15 protein-coding genes are annotated in these 14,692 nt (G+C 60.5%); 14 read left to right on the forward strand and 1 reads right to left on the reverse strand.

The window, feature by feature from the left end:
* The first annotated feature begins 2 nt into the window (after positions 1-2).
* The 9 genes from JT360_RS07020 to JT360_RS07060 are packed head-to-tail and all read left to right on the forward strand — an operon-like array spanning position 3 to position 8,330.
* The gene (locus tag JT360_RS07020) at positions 3-311 is read left to right on the forward strand and encodes a TrbC/VirB2 family type IV secretion system protein (RefSeq protein WP_126057781.1); all 309 of its coding nucleotides are present in this window, start codon (positions 3-5) and stop codon (positions 309-311) included.
* A complete protein-coding gene (locus JT360_RS07025) occupies positions 311-583 on the forward strand; it encodes a VirB3 family type IV secretion system protein (protein WP_024502852.1) in 273 nt (90 codons plus the stop codon). The genes JT360_RS07020 and JT360_RS07025 overlap by 1 nt, the downstream gene beginning before the upstream one ends.
* Positions 577-3,027 (forward strand): conjugal transfer protein TrbE, encoded by a 2,451-nt coding sequence (gene trbE / locus JT360_RS07030; protein WP_126057782.1) that lies wholly within the window; start codon positions 577-579, stop codon positions 3,025-3,027. Before JT360_RS07025 ends, trbE begins: the two co-directional genes overlap by 7 nt.
* Entirely contained in the window at positions 3,024-3,749 is a 726-nt protein-coding gene (trbJ, locus tag JT360_RS07035) for a P-type conjugative transfer protein TrbJ (RefSeq protein ID WP_024502854.1), read from the forward strand. The genes trbE and trbJ overlap by 4 nt, the downstream gene beginning before the upstream one ends.
* A gap of 33 nt (positions 3,750-3,782) precedes the next feature.
* Entirely contained in the window at positions 3,783-5,105 is a 1,323-nt protein-coding gene (trbL, locus tag JT360_RS07040) for a P-type conjugative transfer protein TrbL (RefSeq protein ID WP_127317705.1), read from the forward strand.
* Entirely contained in the window at positions 5,106-5,837 is a 732-nt protein-coding gene (gene trbF / locus JT360_RS07045; protein ID WP_126063930.1) for a conjugal transfer protein TrbF, read from the forward strand.
* A gap of 1 nt (position 5,838) precedes the next feature.
* Positions 5,839-6,864, forward strand: a complete 1,026-nt coding sequence (gene trbG / locus JT360_RS07050; RefSeq protein ID WP_127232321.1) for a P-type conjugative transfer protein TrbG — start codon at positions 5,839-5,841, stop codon at positions 6,862-6,864.
* Positions 6,861-8,075 (forward strand): TraB/TrbI/VirB10 family type IV secretion system protein, encoded by a 1,215-nt coding sequence (locus JT360_RS07055; RefSeq protein WP_126057785.1) that lies wholly within the window; start codon positions 6,861-6,863, stop codon positions 8,073-8,075. The genes trbG and JT360_RS07055 overlap by 4 nt, the downstream gene beginning before the upstream one ends.
* A gap of 12 nt (positions 8,076-8,087) precedes the next feature.
* Positions 8,088-8,330: a DUF2274 domain-containing protein gene (locus JT360_RS07060; protein WP_126057786.1), complete on the forward strand. Its 243-nt coding sequence runs from the start codon at positions 8,088-8,090 to the stop codon at positions 8,328-8,330.
* Between the two features lie 235 nt (positions 8,331-8,565).
* On the opposite strand, the gene hemN is transcribed toward JT360_RS07060, so the two are convergent.
* Entirely contained in the window at positions 8,566-9,915 is a 1,350-nt protein-coding gene (gene hemN, locus JT360_RS07065) for an oxygen-independent coproporphyrinogen III oxidase (protein WP_126059321.1), read from the reverse strand.
* Between the two features lie 152 nt (positions 9,916-10,067).
* Here hemN and JT360_RS07070 point away from each other — a divergent pair, with 152 nt between their 5' ends.
* The 5 genes from JT360_RS07070 (at position 10,068) to ccoP (ending at position 14,680) form a co-directional block, all read left to right on the forward strand.
* Entirely contained in the window at positions 10,068-10,811 is a 744-nt protein-coding gene (locus tag JT360_RS07070) for a Crp/Fnr family transcriptional regulator (RefSeq protein WP_126057787.1), read from the forward strand.
* 491 nt (positions 10,812-11,302) lie between these two features.
* Complete coding sequence (gene ccoN, locus JT360_RS07075; protein WP_024502862.1) at positions 11,303-12,922, forward strand: cytochrome-c oxidase, cbb3-type subunit I; 1,620 nt, start codon at positions 11,303-11,305, stop codon at positions 12,920-12,922.
* Positions 12,922-13,653, forward strand: coding sequence for a cytochrome-c oxidase, cbb3-type subunit II (ccoO, locus tag JT360_RS07080; RefSeq protein ID WP_024502863.1), 732 nt, complete (start codon positions 12,922-12,924; stop codon positions 13,651-13,653). Before ccoN ends, ccoO begins: the two co-directional genes overlap by 1 nt.
* An 11-nt stretch (positions 13,654-13,664) precedes the next feature.
* Complete coding sequence (locus JT360_RS07085) at positions 13,665-13,814, forward strand: cbb3-type cytochrome c oxidase subunit 3 (RefSeq protein WP_024502864.1); 150 nt, start codon at positions 13,665-13,667, stop codon at positions 13,812-13,814.
* Positions 13,815-13,816: 2 nt separating this feature from the next.
* On the forward strand, positions 13,817-14,680 hold the full coding sequence (ccoP, locus tag JT360_RS07090; RefSeq protein ID WP_024502865.1) for a cytochrome-c oxidase, cbb3-type subunit III: 864 nt from the start codon (positions 13,817-13,819) through the stop codon (positions 14,678-14,680).
* Positions 14,681-14,692: the final 12 nt, after the last annotated feature.

Consider the following 14,692-nt stretch of genomic DNA (forward strand, 5'->3'; position numbering starts at 1 on the left):
TCATGCGCAAGAAGCTTCGCTTTCTTTCGTCCACAGCGCTCGCGTTTCTTAACACGGCCCCGGTTTATGCCGCCGGCTCCGGCATGCCGTGGGAGCAGCCGCTGCAGCAGATCCTGGAGTCCGTGCAGGGACCGGTCGCCAAGATCGTTGCGGTGATCATCATTATCACCACCGGCCTGACGCTTGCCTTCGGCGACACCGCCGGTGGTTTTCGGCGCCTGATTCAGATCGTCTTCGGTCTGTCAATCGCCTTCGCGGCATCGAGCTTCTTCCTCTCCTTCTTCTCCTTCGGTGGTGGGGCGCTCGTCTGATGGCCGCCGGGGAGCAGCATATCGAGGGCTTCGCAGTACCGGTCCACCGGGCGCTGACCGAGCCGATCCTGCTCGGCGGGGCTCCGCGCGCGGTGGCGATCCTCAACGGTACAGTGGCCGCGGCCATTGGCTTCGGCTTGCAGCAATGGATTGCTGGTCTGGTGCTTTGGATCGCAGGCCACTCGTTAGCGGTGTTTGCCGCAAGACGCGATCCGGACTTCGCCAGCGTGCTTGTGCGCCACCTACGTCTGAAGGGGTGGCTTGCATGCTGAACCTTTCGGAATATCGAAGCAAAGCCGACCGGCTTGCCGACCATCTACCCTGGGCTGCCTTGGTGGCGCCCGGCATCGTGCTCAACAAGGACGGCAGCTTTCAGCGGACGTTGCGGTTCCGCGGCCCGGATCTCGAAAGTGCGACGGAGGCTGAACTCGTCGGCATTTGCGCCCGGGCGAACAATGCTCTCAGACGCCTTGGCTCTGGCTGGGCATTGTTCTTTGAGGCCGAGCGCACAGAAGCGCTGGGCTATCCGAACTCGCATTTTCCTGACGCCGCGTCGTGGCTGGTCGACGAAGAACGCCGCGCTGCTTTCGAGGGGAAGGTAGCGCACTACGAGAGCCGCTATCATCTGACCTTGGTGTTTATGCCACCGCCGGACGCCCAGGCGCGCGCAGAAAGCGCGCTCGTCGACTCTCATTATTCCCGAGGAGAAAGAGACTGGCGCCAGGATCTGGCGAGGTTCCGTGACGAGACCAACCGCGTGCTCGATCTCTTCTCGGGTTTCATGTCCGAAGTACGCGTCCTCGATGATGCTCAGACGTTGACCTACCTCCACGGCACGATTTCGCCTCGTCGCCATCCTATCATGGCCCCGGAAACGCCGATATATCTGGATGCAATCCTGGTCGATGCGCCGCTTACCGGTGGCCTGGAGCCGATGCTGGGTGAGCAGCATCTTCGCACACTGACCATCCTCGGCTTTCCGAACCTCACCCGGCCCGGAATCCTCGATACCCTCAATCATCAGGATTTCGCCTATCGCTGGATGACGCGCTTCATTCCGCTCGAGAAAACGGAAGCCACGAAGACGCTGACGCGATTGCGCCGGCAGTGGTTTGCCAAGCGCAAATCGATCGTGGCAATCCTACGCGAGGTCATTACCAACGAGCCGGTCCCGCTTGTCGATAACGATGCCGACAACAAGGCGCTCGATGCCGACGAAGCCCTTCAGGCATTGGGCGGTGATCATGTGAGTTTCGGCTATCTCACCACCACCGTGACCGTGTGGGGCGAGGATCGCCAAGCCGCTGCAGAGAAGCTTCGCGCGGTCGAGCGCATCATCAATGGGCTCGGCTTCACCACGATCCGAGAAGGCGTCAATGCGGTCGAGGCTTGGCTCGGCTCATTGCCTGGCCATGTCTACGCTAACGTTCGCCAACCGCTCGTTCATACATTGAACCTTGCCCATCTCATGCCGCTGTCGTCGGTTTGGGCCGGTCCTGCGACAAACGAGCATCTCGCGAAAGTCACCCAAACCGAAGCGCCACCGCTTTTCGTTGCCGAGACCAGTGGGTCGACACCGTTTCGGCTTTCCACCCACGTCGAAGATGTCGGCCACATGCTGGTTGTTGGTCCGACCGGCGCCGGCAAGTCGGTTCTGCTTGCTCTGATTGCTCTGCAGTTCAGGCGCTATGCCGGCGCCCAGGTTTATGTCTTCGACAAAGGCAATTCGGCCCGTGCTGCAACACTTGCCATGGGTGGAGAACACCACGCGCTAGGAGCGGACGGTTCCCTTGCCTTTCAGCCACTGCGCAGCATCAACGACCAGGCTAGCCGAAGCTGGGCGGCCGAATGGATCGCCAGCCTTGTTGCCCACGAGAACGTCACCGTCACGCCGGAGGTGAAGGAGGCTATTTGGTCAGCGCTGGCCAGCCTTGCCACCGCGCCGGCGCAGGAACGCACACTGACCGGTCTTTCGGTCCTGCTTCAATCCAATGCGCTGAAGACCGCATTGATGCCCTACACGCTCGACGGTCCCTTCGGCCGCCTGCTCGATGCCGATCATGATGGGCTGGCCTTGTCGGATGTGCAGTGTTTCGAGACCGAGGAGTTAATGCACAGCCAAGGCGCTTTGCTGCCGGTGCTTACCTATCTGTTCCAGCGACTTGAGGAACGGTTCGACGGACGGCCCACGCTGATCATGCTCGACGAGGCGTGGGTCTATCTCGACAATCCGCTGTTCGCCGCCCGCATCCGCGAATGGCTGAAGGTGCTGCGAAAGAAGAACGTGTCGGTTGTCTTCGCTACGCAGTCGCTGGCTGATATCGCGGGCTCTGGCATAGCGCCGGCAATCATCGAAAGCTGCCCGCAGCGCATTTTCCTTCCCAATGATCGTGCCGTGGAACCCCAGGCGCGCACAGCCTACGAGCGCTTCGGTTTAAGCGAGCGGCAGATCGAATTGATCGCCCGCGCCACGCCGAAGCGTCAGTATTATCTGCAATCGCGCCGCGGCAACCGTCTGTTCGAGCTCGAGCTTGGCCCCATCGCTCTTGCGCTTTGCGGTGCTTCCGATCCGGCCACGCAGACTCTGATCGACAGGATCATGTCCGAAGACGGGCAAGGCAGCTTTGCCTCGCAGTTCCTGATCGCGCGCGGCCTCGATTGGGCCGGCGAACTTCTCAAGCAATTCCCTCAACCAGACAAGGAGCAATTCTCATGATGCGGCGACGCCTTCTCTCCGGCCTGATCACCGTTTCCCTGATCGCCAAGCCTATGGCCGACTATGTGCAGCCCGCCTACGCCCTTATCGTGTTCGATCCGTCCAATTATGCGCAGAACGTGCTGACGGCCGCGCGCGCATTGGAGCAGATCAACAACCAGATCCAGTCGCTGCAGAATCAGGCGACCATGCTGCAGAACATGGCGCGCAATCTTCAGCGTCTGGATTTCTCTTCCGTTGGCCAACTCACCGGTTCACTCCATCGCATCGACGGCTTGATGGACCAGGCGAGTGGCCTCAGCTTTGATCTGGGCAAGCTTCAAGACCAGTGGCGCAGCCAATATCCGGAAAGCTACGACGCCACGATCAAAGTCAGCGATGTGGCGAGTGCTGCGCGGGAGCGTTGGCAAACCGCCATGCAGGCGTTCCGCCAGACCATGGGTGTCCAGTCGCAAATCGTCGAGAACGTCCGCGCCGACGGCGATCTGCTCGCCGATCTCGTCAACCGCAGCCAAGGGGCGGCCGGTGCGCTTCAGGCAAGCCAGGCCACCAACCAGCTGATGGCGCTTTCGACAAAACAGCAGATGCAGATCCAGACGCTGCTCGCAACGCAGTTTCGAGCTGAGGCCGAGGATGCCGCCCGCAAGGCCCAGTCAGACGAAGCCGCCCGCGAGATGACGAAGCGGTTCTTGGGTACCGGCTCGGCTTATCCCGGCAATTAATCACGAGTTCATCACGACGAGAAAGGCAGCGGCATGAACGACCTTGGCGTCATCGATCGCTTCATGGAGACCTTCATCCGCTACATCGACAGCGGGTTCGGTCTGCTATCGGGCGACCTCGCCTTCCTCACTACCATTCTGATCGGCATTGACATCACACTTGCCGGCCTGGCGTGGGCGCTCGGCGACGAAACCAGCGTTCTCGGCCGGCTTGTCCGCAAGGTGCTCTATGTTGGCGTCTTCGCCTTCATTCTGAACAATTTCAAGAACCTCGCCGATATCGTTTATCGTTCTTTTGCCGGTCTCGGGATTAAGGCGTCGGCCGGCAATCTGTCGGCAGACAATCTCTTGCGCCCGGGCCGCATTGCCGCGACCGGTTTCGAAGGTGCTTGGCCAATGCTTGACCAAGCCAGTCAGCTCCTGGGCTTCCCGGAAATCTTCGGCAACGCACTGACCATCTTCGTGCTGCTGATGGCCTGGTTCCTGGTTATCATCGCCTTCTTCATCCTTTCCATCCAGCTTTTCATCACCATCCTAGAGTTCAAGCTCGCCACGCTGGCAGGTTTTGTTTTGGTTCCATTCGCACTTTGGAACCGTTCAGCGTTCCTGGCCGAACGCGTGCTCGGCCATGTTATCTCGTCAGGCATCAAGGTGATGGTGCTCGCCGTCATTGTCGGTATCGGCTCCACGCTCTTCGGGGAGTTCGCTTCCGCATTGCAAGGCAAGGAGCCGGATCTTGCCGGTGCCATGTCCCAGGTACTGGGCGCACTGGCACTGCTTGGCCTTGGCATTTTTGGGCCGGGGATCGCGTCGGGTCTCGTCTCAGGCGCACCGCAGCTTGGGGCGGGCGCCGCCCTCGGCACGACCGCGGCGGCAGCGGGTGTATCACTCGTTGCTGGAGGCACAGCATTTGCTGGCGCGCGTATGGCAACCAGCGGCGGTCTCGCCGCCATCCGAGCCGGCACAACAATGGGATCGGCTGCTTCCACGTCATGGCAGATCGGGCGCGCAACCTCGCCCGACGCTGGCCTCTCCGGTGTGGCTGCTGGAATGCATGGTGTAACCAGTGCAGCTGGCGGCGCCGCTATACGCATAGCGCGATCCGCCACTGCAAGTGTTGGGCGCAACGCCGATGCCGGGCGCGATGCCGCGTGGACCGCGACCGGCGGCGCGCCGACAGCGTCAATGACCGAACGCTCTGCCGGTTCGGCCACTGTTTCGGCGCCGACGTGGGCAAGGCGCCTACGTTCTGAACAGACCGCCCGGGCAAATCGCCACGCTGCCATGCAAGCTGTCCGAGACGGAGACCGGCCGGGAGGCAGCGCCAACCCCTCTCTCAACGACAAGGATGACTAGATGCTCTTCAAGCGACCCGTGCACCGTTACGGCAAAACACCCGAACCGGTCACGCCGTATCAAAAAGCCGCCCAACTGTGGGACGAGCGCATCGGCTCATCTCGACTGCAGGCCAGGAACTGGCGGATCATGGCCCTTGGCTGCCTGGCCTTGGCGACCGGGCTTTCCGGCGGACTCGTATGGCAGTCGATGCAAAGCCGTGTCGTGCCTTATGTCGTCGAGGTCGATGGCTTCGGCGAGACGCGCGCCGTCGCGCCGGCGGTCCGGAATTATGAGCCCTCGGATGCTCAGATCGCCTGGCATCTCGGCCGCTTCATCCAGAATGTCCGTTCCGTTTCCACCGATCCGGTTTTGGTTCGGCAGAACTGGTTGGCAGCGTACGACTTTGCTAGCGATCGCGCAGCGCTCTTCCTCAACGAATACGCCAAGGCGAACGACCCCTTCGGTCAGATCGGAACGCGCAGTGTTTCGGTACAGGTCACCAGCGTGGTCAGAGCCTCCGAAAGTTCATTCCAGGTCAAATGGACCGAGCAGGTGTTTGAGCGCGGAAGCCTTGCCAGCACGATGCGCTGGACTGCGATCCTCACGATCGTGATCCGCTCGCCAAGCAATACGGATCAGCTGCGCAAGAATCCGCTCGGCGTCTTCATCAATGCCATTGACTGGTCACGCGAGCTCGACAGCGCCGTCCCAGCCCCCCTTTCTCCGACGGAGTCCACCAATGAAAGGTAAAATGTCACCGATTCGTGCCGTGCTGATCCTATCGGTGTCGGCAGCGGTCGTTTCCGCTTGTGCATCGAAGAAGGTGCCGCCGCCTGAGATTTCCTATGACGCTGCCGACTTCAAACCGGCCGCGATCGAAAAAGCGCCGGAGAGGCCGATTAGAATTGTCGAGGTGCCAAAACCACTGCCGCTGCCTGGCCAAATGCAGCCCGAGCCCGGCAAGGCCGAGGACAAGCGCCCTCCTGAAGAACGCGTCGCTGATGCCAACAAAGCCGCGACCCAGCAACCCACCAAGTACGGGTATGTTAATGCAGTGCAAGTCTACCCCTTCACCGATGGCGCGCTTTATCAACTCTATGCCGCGCCGGAGCGCGTGACCGACATCGCTCTGCAGCCGGGCGAGAAACTAACCGCCGTGTCGGCTGGCGACACCGTGCGCTGGGTCATTGGCGATACCGCAAGCGGCACCGGTGACAATCAGCGCACCCATGTTCTGGTAAAACCCTTCGCGCCGGGTCTTGCCACCAATGTCGTCATTACGACGGACCGGCGGACCTATCATTTGCAGCTTCAAAGCACCGAGAAGACCGCAATGGCGGCAATCTCCTGGACCTACAGCCAAGACCAGATCATCGCGCTTCGCCAGCGCAATGCTCAAGCCGAGGCAGTTACACCGGTCGCGTCGAACATCGCGCTCGAAAACCTTCGCTTTCGCTACTCAATCAGTGGCGACACACCGCCCTGGAGACCGACGCGAGCCTTCGACGACGGCAGCAAGGTCTATATTGAGTTCCCTCGTCGCATAGATCAGGGCGAGGCGCCACCACTCTTCATCGTCGGCGCAGATGGGAGCAGCGAGCTCGTCAACTATCGCGTGCGCGGCAACTATTACATCGTCGATCGGCTCTTCGCCGCGGCCGAACTTCGCCTCGGCACCAAGCGGCAGCAGGTGATCCGCATCAGCAGGATTGACGGCAGGCAACCGCAACGGCGGATCTCGCTCTTTCGCGGCAGCCGGCGAGGTGAGGGCTCATGATCGAAAATTCCCGCTCTGGCATCCCGCCGAAACTGGATCCCGAGGAACTGCAGCTTCGGGCCTCTCCCCGCCGCGTGGTGCGGTTCAGGCGCGGTGTGATCATCGCTATCGCAGCGCTCGGATCCGGCGCTGTCTTCGGCGTTACCATGATCGCCCTCCAGGGGCCGGCCCTTCGCATCAGGGATCAGGCGGAAGATCTCTACAACACTGAGCGCAAACCAACCGCCGAGGGACTCGATACGCTTCCCCATGACTATTCCGGCATGAAGCCAAAGCCTCCCGTCCTTGGGCTACCTTTGCCGGGCGACCTCGGCCGCCCCATCCTCGAGCGGCAGCGCCAGCTCGGCATCGTGCCGGGCCAAGACATCTCGGCCGAGGAGCAGCGTCTAGCGCAGCAGGCGATCGAAGCGCGTGAATCGCGGGTGCTTTTCCGCGTCGAAAATCGAGCTCAACAGACAGATGTCGGAGAGAGCGTGCAAACTGCTCAGCATCCATTTGAGGCGCTTCCCCAATCCGAAGCAGGACGCGCGTCAGCCTCGGTGGCGGCGGCGGAAGGCGACCAGAACAATCAGCAGCGAAAGCTTGATTTTCTCAGCCAGCGGAGCACTGGCGGGATCTACAATCCGCATGCGCTTCAGACGCCGATCTCGCCATATCAACTGATGGCTGGCAGCGTGATTGCCGCCAGCCTGATCACCGGCATCAATTCCGATTTGCCGGGCCTTGTCGTCGCGCAAGTCACCGAAAATGTGCACGACACGGTCACGGGCAACATATTGCTGATTCCGCAGGGCTCACGTCTTATCGGCGTCTACGACAGCGTCGTCGCGTTCGGGCAAAAGCGAGCGCTGCTGGTCTGGCAGCGCATTCTGCTGCCCGACGGCTCGTCGGCCGAAATCGACAATCTGCCCGCGAGCGACACCGCCGGCTACGCAGGGCTGGAAGACAAAGTCGATTTCCACACTTGGCAGATGATCAAGGGAGTGGCGCTTGCCACATTGCTCGGTGTCGGCACAGAATTCAGCCTCGGCGAAAACGAGAGCGATCTGGTCAAGGCGATCCGGGAATCAGCCCAGCAGAACGCCAGTCGAGCCGGCCAGCGCATCACCGAAAAAAACCTCAATATCCAGCCCACCATCGTCGTCCGCCCAGGTTGGCCACTGCGCGTCATCGTGCACAAGGACATCGTGCTGCGGCCATACGCCAGTTGAGCAGGAGTTATCATGGCTGACCTGAAACTTGGAAAACTTCCGGACCGAACAGCTTCGAAGATCACCATTACCGTCAGCGCGGAGCTGAGCCAAACACTCAAGGAGTATGCTGCACTTTACCGTCAGACCTATGGTCAGTCTGAAACCGTGGCAGAACTCATCCCTTTCATGCTGGCGGCGTTTCTGGAAGGCGACCGAGCCTTTGCCAGGGCCAGAAAAGAACGTCTGCCGACGGAGCTTGCCGGAAAATCGTGACTCCTCCGCTAGGGCAGCTGGAACATTGCCTAGCTGTCGCGACCTACCTGCTCCTCGCGAAGCATAGGATCAAACCCCTTGGAATGTAGGTATGCGCAAGAGAGGATGTGGAAGGAGATACCGCGCAACAGCCTAAGTTTGCATTTTCGATTTGATGCGGTAGTCGCCTATGAGCGGTCAAAACGAACGCAGCTGGTTCGCCGATCGACCAAACGGCGAGCGCACTGTGCTTTGCTCAGACCGCCACCGAGTGCCTCGCCGTTCCCCCTTTGAAATATGTATCGAACTTGGCCGCGATGGTTCGAATGAAGGGGCGACTTTCAGTCCGTACGAGGAAACTGTCACCATCGAATTCAAGCGCTCGGGCAGGATCGTGGAGTGCGATGGACCTCGAGCGATGAAGGAGCTGCTCGCCGGCTTTGCCGAACCGCTCCACCAGATCGACTGCCGAGAAGGCAAAATCACACATCAGCCGCTCGATGATCCAGCCACGGACGCGATCGTCGTCGGAAAGGGCAACGCCGCGGACGGCAGCCAACCCGCCATCCGCAACCATGCGCCCGTACCCGGCAGTCGAAGCCATGTTTTGCACGTAGCCTTGGCGAAAACGACCGATGGACGAAGGGCCAAGTCCGATCAGTGTCGGGCAGCGATCCTCAGTGTAGCCCTGAAAATTGCGATGCAAAACTCCTGCGCGGGCCGCTATGGCCAGCGCATCGTCGGGCTTCGCGAAATGATCGAGTCCTATTGCCTCATATCCCTTGGCGACAATTGCCCGCGCCGCGAGTTGAGATTGGGCGAAACGCTCAGTGGGACTCGGCAGCCATGCCTCGTCGATCATCGTCTGATGCTTCTTGAACCAGGGCACATGTGCGTAGCCGAACAGGGCCATCCGGTCTGGCTCCAAGGTCAGTGCCTGCGCCACCGTGGAACAGATCGTCTCGCGTGTCTGATTCGGGAGCCCGTAGAGCAGGTCCAGATTGACCGATTCGACGCCCCGCGAACGAACCCCGTCGACGACTGCCTTGGTCTGCAAAAAACTCTGCTCACGATTAATTGCTTTTTGCACTTGCGGATCGAAATCCTGCACGCCGAGGCTCGCCCGGGTTACGCCGATTTGAGCAAGTGCATCAAGGCGCGCCTTGTCCATGTCGTTGGTTTCGATTTCGATGCTGACCGTAGCATCCGGGAGAAAGTCGAAGCTGTCCCGCAAGGCCGCTCCAAGAGCAACCATATCATCGGGCCTCAGAATAGTTGGCGAACCGCCACCGAAGTGGATTGCACGGACATGTGCCTTGCCGCTCAGCAGACCGGCAATCGTGACGATTTCGGCATTCAGCGAGCGCAGATAAGCGGCCACCGGCTCATATTGGTGCGTCTGCTTGGTGTGGCAGGCGCAGAACCAGCAGAGCTTGTCGCAGTAAGGAATGTGCAGGTACAGCGAGATTTCGTCGCCGCTTTCCAGCGTCTCCAACCAGCCACGGTAAATGGCAGCATCGATCCCCGAATGGAAATGCGGCGCCGTCGGATAGCTGGTGTAGCGTGGGACGTTCTCGCTGAGTTTGACAGCTATTTCCGATTGCATCTCGCGTTCACCGTGTTGCCCGCCGGAACACTGCACGCATCGCTGAAGCAGACCCTGATCTCGATCAGCCGCGCTCATGGACAAACCGCCGCAGGATTTCTCTACCCTGGATGGGTATCCTGCCGGCAGTTAGGATCGGGTAAGGCGAACGCATGACCTTTCGGCAAGACATTCATAGTTCCGGCATTCCTGTTCTTTGCTTCCCTTGCGAGGCACGGCGTCGCGGTGTCTGCGGTGCGCTCGATCCAGACAATTTGGTTGGGCTCGCCAAGACTTGCTCGCGTCGCCGGATCGAGTCAGGAATGGAGTTGACCGGCGAGGCACAGAACGTCGACAGCTACTCCAACGTGCTTTCAGGCGTTGTAAAGCTATCAAAGAGCCTGTCGGATGGGCGCCAGCAGATCGTCGGTCTCCAGTTTGCACCGGATTTTCTGGGACGTCCTTTCAAGGTGGAAAGCTCGATCAATGCGGAAGCGGCAACAGCAGTCACGCTGTGTTCGTTTCCGCGAGCGGCCGTCGAACGGATGATGAAGGCGTCACGGGAATTCGAGCATCGCCTGCTCAAACAGACGCTGAATGAACTCGATGAGGCGCGCGAGTGGATGGTGACGCTGGGGCGCAAGACAGCTCCGGAAAAGGTGGCGACTTTTCTCCTCATGATGGCCCGGAATATCGATTCCAGTCTCGATGCGGCTTCCGGGTCGGCGTCCTTCGATCTGCCGCTGACGCGTGTCGAAATGTCTGATTTCCTTGGAATCACCAACGAGACCGTGAGCCGCCAACTGACGCGATTGCGGGCTGACGGGGTGATTCGGATTGAGAACGCACGCCATGTGACGGTGGACAGCATAAGCCGTCTGGAGAAGCGCTGTGGCGGCGGACGCGAGCGGCCCTAAGCGGCGAGGCCATGTCGCATGACTCCGGGGCGGGCCGTGTTTGCCTTTTAATGCGATGTTGCCGCGCCTTCGACGAAGCGGCGTCACGGTCGAGACAAACAGCTTTCGGGCTTTGATAGGAACGTGACCAATCGCCAGGTGTGTTTCGGCACATACCGGCGAAGCATGGTCCTTAATCTGCCACGGCTCGGCGGAACGATCGCGTTCGTTTCCAATGGGATCCGAACAACGTTTGGCAGGGCATCGGCAATAGCATCCAACGCGCGCAGGGCCTCAGCTTTCGCCTCAGCGATCGCGTCTGCGCCCGCCCAACCCAGGGAACGCCTTCCATGAGGGGGTGAGCCCGCGCTGCGTTCCTCGTTCATTCGCCACCTGCTGATTGCGCCGCACAAAATCGTGCGGCCTGACATAGATCAGGGCGAGGGGGCGGCGGCTGCGCGATTAGTGCGCTGCGGATTTGGCATCCACCAGATTCGAGATCGGGATCTGCAATGAAATTCGGCACAGAGATCGTCCTTCTAAGCGTGTTCGCTTTTGCGGCCCTGGTGGCCGCCGGCTTCGGCGTGGATGAACCTTTCCGCCGACACATGTGGGTGTTGTTCTTCGCAGTGGCTGGTTTCACTGCGATCCTGTTGCGCAACACGGAGTTCAGGCCAGCAGCTCCGATTGACCCATCCGCTTACATGGATGGTCCGATCCGCTACGGCGCGATCGCCACCGTGTTCTGGGGTGTCGTCGGCATGCTGGTCGGCGTGGTGATCGCGCTGCAGCTCGCCTACCCCGATCTCAACATCCAGCCCTGGTTCAATTTCGGTCGTTTGCGGCCGTTGCACACATCCGGTGTCGTTTTCGCCTTCGGCGGCAACGCGCTGCTTTGCACGTCTCTGTATGTCGTGCAGCGCACCTGCCGCGCGCGCCTCTTCGGCCGTGATCTCGCCTGGTTCGTCTTCTGGGGCTACCAGCTTTTCATCGTCATGGCCGCGACCGGCTACCTGCTCGGCATCACCGAGGGCCGCGAGTACGCCGAACCCGAATGGTATGTGGATGTCTGGCTGACCATCGTCTGGGTCGCCTACCTCATTCTGTTCCTTGGCACGATCCTGAAGCGCAAGGAACCGCATATCTACGTGGCCAACTGGTTCTACCTGTCGTTCATCGTGACCATCGCGATGCTGCATGTGGTCAACAACCTGTCCATACCAGTCTCGTTCCTGGGCTCCAAGAGCTACTCCGCCTTTTCAGGGGTCCAGGACGCCTTGACGCAATGGTGGTACGGCCACAACGCGGTCGGCTTCTTTCTCACCGCCGGCTTCCTCGGCATGATGTATTATTTCGTGCCCAAGCAGGCGAACCGGCCAGTCTATTCGTACCGGCTGTCGATCGTCCATTTCTGGGCTATCATCTTTCTCTACATCTGGGCCGGGCCGCATCACCTGCACTACACCGCCTTGCCCGATTGGGCGCAGACGCTCGGCATGGTGTTCTCGATCATGCTGTGGATGCCGTCCTGGGGCGGCATGATCAACGGCCTGATGACGCTGTCCGGCGCCTGGGACAAGCTGCGCACCGATCCGATCATACGCATGATGGTGATGGCCGTCGCCTTCTATGGCATGTCGACCTTCGAAGGCCCCATCATGGCGATCCGGGCGGTCAATTCGCTGTCGCATTATACCGACTGGACCATCGGGCACGTCCATTCGGGTGCGCTCGGCTGGGTCGGCATGATCTCGTTCGGCGCGATCTACTACATGGTCCCGAAGCTCTGGAACCGTCAACGGCTCTACTCGCTGAGGCTCGTCACCTGGCACTTCTGGCTGGCGACACTCGGGATCGTCGTCTACGCCGCGGTGATGTGGGTGTCCGGCATCATGCAGGGCCTGATGTGGCGCGAATATGGCGAGCAGGGCTTCCTCGTCTACTCCTTCGCCGAAACCGTCGCCGCCATGCACCCCTACTATGTCATGCGCGCCATCGGCGGCGCCATGTACCTCTCCGGCGCCCTGATCATGGCCTGGAACATCACCAGGACCATCCTCGGCCACCAGCGCGAGGAGGAGCCGATGCCGAGCCCCGTCGCCATCCGACCTGCGCGATCAGGAGCCAGGTAATGGGCTTGATGGACAAACACGCAATCATCGAGAAGAACGCCACGCTTCTTCTCGTTGGCTCGCTGCTCGTGGTGACGGTCGGCGGCATCGTCGAGATCGCGCCTCTCTTCTATCTCGACAATACGATCGAGAAGGTGGAAGGCATGCGCCCCTATTCGCCGCTCGAACTTGTCGGGCGCAACATCTATATGCGCGAGGGCTGCTACCTCTGTCATAGCCAGATGATCAGGCCGTTCCGCGACGAAGTTGAGCGCTATGGCCACTACAGCCTGGCTGCCGAGTCCATGTACGATCACCCCTTCCAGTGGGGATCGAAGCGCACCGGGCCGGATCTCGCCAGAGTTGGCGACCGCTACTCGAATGCATGGCATGTCGCGCATCTTACCGACCCGCGCTCGGTGGTGCCGGAATCGATCATGCCGAGCTATGGGTTCCTGAAAGACACGCCGATCGACGTGAAGGATTTCTCGACGCATCTGGTCGCCAACAGGCTTGTAGCCGTCCCTTACACGGATGACATGATCGCCCACGCCAATGCGGATCTGGGGGCGCAGGCCGATCCCAATGCCGACACATCAGGCCTTGAGGCGCGTTACCCAAAAGCCAAGATCGGCGACTTCGACGGCAACCCGCAACAGGTCACCGAAATGGATGCCCTGCTCGCCTACCTGCAGATGCTTGGCACACTGGTCGACTTCAAAAATTACGACGAAGCCGCCGGCTACCGCTGAGGAGAACGCTGATGACCTACAATTTGATGCGGGCGTTTGCCGACAGCTGGGGCCTGGTTGCGATGGCGCTGTTCTTCGTGGGGTGCATCGCCTTTGCCCTACGCCCCGGCAGCCGAAGGCTGGCCGACGAAGCGGCCCGCATTCCGCTCGAGGACGAGTGATCATGAGCGACGAGCATATCGATGAAATCTCTGGCGTCTCGACCACCGGCCACGAATGGGATGGTATCCGGGAGCTGAACAACCCGCTTCCCAGATGGTGGGTCATCACTTTTTACGTCACCATTGTCTGGGCGATAGGCTACACCATTGCCTATCCAGCATGGCCTCTGTTGCACTCGGCGACAACGGGTGTGCTCGGCTATTCCAGCCGCAACGAGGTCAGGAACGAGCTGACCGCGGCTGAGGCCGCCAAGGGCAAATATATCTCGGCGGTGGAGTCCAAGAGCGTCTCGGAAATCGCCGCGGACGACGGCCTGCGCGAATTCGCAATCGCCGCCGGTGGCGCCGCTTTCAAGGTCAATTGCGTACAATGTCACGGCTCCGGCGCCCAGGGTTCCAAGGGCTTTCCCAATCTCAACGACGACGACTGGCTATGGGGCGGCAAGGCCGAGCAGATCCAGCAGACGATTACGCACGGCATCCGCTTTGCGACTGATGCGGAAACGCGGCTGTCGGAAATGCCGGCCTTCGGCGACATCATTACCGCCGACCAGATCGCACAAGTCAGCGCCTACGTGGCCAGCCTTTCCGGCAAGGTCCGCGATGCAAGTCTGATCCAACCCGGCGCCAAGGTCTTTGCCGAGAATTGCGTGGCCTGTCACGGCGACAATGCAAAAGGCAACAGGGAATTCGGCGCCCCCGACCTGACCGATGCGATCTGGCTCTATGGATCCGGTGAGACAGCCATCGCCGCACAGGTCCGTGCGCCAAAACAGGGCGTCATGCCGGCCTGGGTTGGCCGTCTCGGCGAGATCAAGGTCAAGGAACTTGCAGTTTATGTCCATTCGCTTGGCGGCGGAGAATAGGAATGGAAGCCC

It is taken from the genome of Mesorhizobium sp. dw_380 (assembly GCF_018588885.1).
Taxonomy (GTDB): domain Bacteria; phylum Pseudomonadota; class Alphaproteobacteria; order Rhizobiales; family Rhizobiaceae; genus Mesorhizobium.

Coding starts and splice junctions, on each gene's coding strand:
- hemN (WP_126059321.1), bottom strand. CDS start 9,915: ATGCAATCGGAAATAGCTGTCAAACTCAGCGAGAACGTCCCACGCTAC.
- ccoP (WP_024502865.1), top strand. CDS start 13,817: ATGAGCGACGAGCATATCGATGAAATCTCTGGCGTCTCGACCACCGGC.
- trbE (WP_126057782.1), top strand. CDS start 577: ATGCTGAACCTTTCGGAATATCGAAGCAAAGCCGACCGGCTTGCCGAC.
- JT360_RS07055 (WP_126057785.1), top strand. CDS start 6,861: ATGATCGAAAATTCCCGCTCTGGCATCCCGCCGAAACTGGATCCCGAG.
- trbL (WP_127317705.1), top strand. CDS start 3,783: ATGAACGACCTTGGCGTCATCGATCGCTTCATGGAGACCTTCATCCGC.
- JT360_RS07070 (WP_126057787.1), top strand. CDS start 10,068: ATGACCTTTCGGCAAGACATTCATAGTTCCGGCATTCCTGTTCTTTGC.
- ccoO (WP_024502863.1), top strand. CDS start 12,922: ATGGGCTTGATGGACAAACACGCAATCATCGAGAAGAACGCCACGCTT.
- trbG (WP_127232321.1), top strand. CDS start 5,839: ATGTCACCGATTCGTGCCGTGCTGATCCTATCGGTGTCGGCAGCGGTC.
- trbJ (WP_024502854.1), top strand. CDS start 3,024: ATGATGCGGCGACGCCTTCTCTCCGGCCTGATCACCGTTTCCCTGATC.
- JT360_RS07025 (WP_024502852.1), top strand. CDS start 311: ATGGCCGCCGGGGAGCAGCATATCGAGGGCTTCGCAGTACCGGTCCAC.
- JT360_RS07085 (WP_024502864.1), top strand. CDS start 13,665: ATGACCTACAATTTGATGCGGGCGTTTGCCGACAGCTGGGGCCTGGTT.
- trbF (WP_126063930.1), top strand. CDS start 5,106: ATGCTCTTCAAGCGACCCGTGCACCGTTACGGCAAAACACCCGAACCG.
- JT360_RS07060 (WP_126057786.1), top strand. CDS start 8,088: ATGGCTGACCTGAAACTTGGAAAACTTCCGGACCGAACAGCTTCGAAG.
- JT360_RS07020 (WP_126057781.1), top strand. CDS start 3: ATGCGCAAGAAGCTTCGCTTTCTTTCGTCCACAGCGCTCGCGTTTCTT.
- ccoN (WP_024502862.1), top strand. CDS start 11,303: ATGAAATTCGGCACAGAGATCGTCCTTCTAAGCGTGTTCGCTTTTGCG.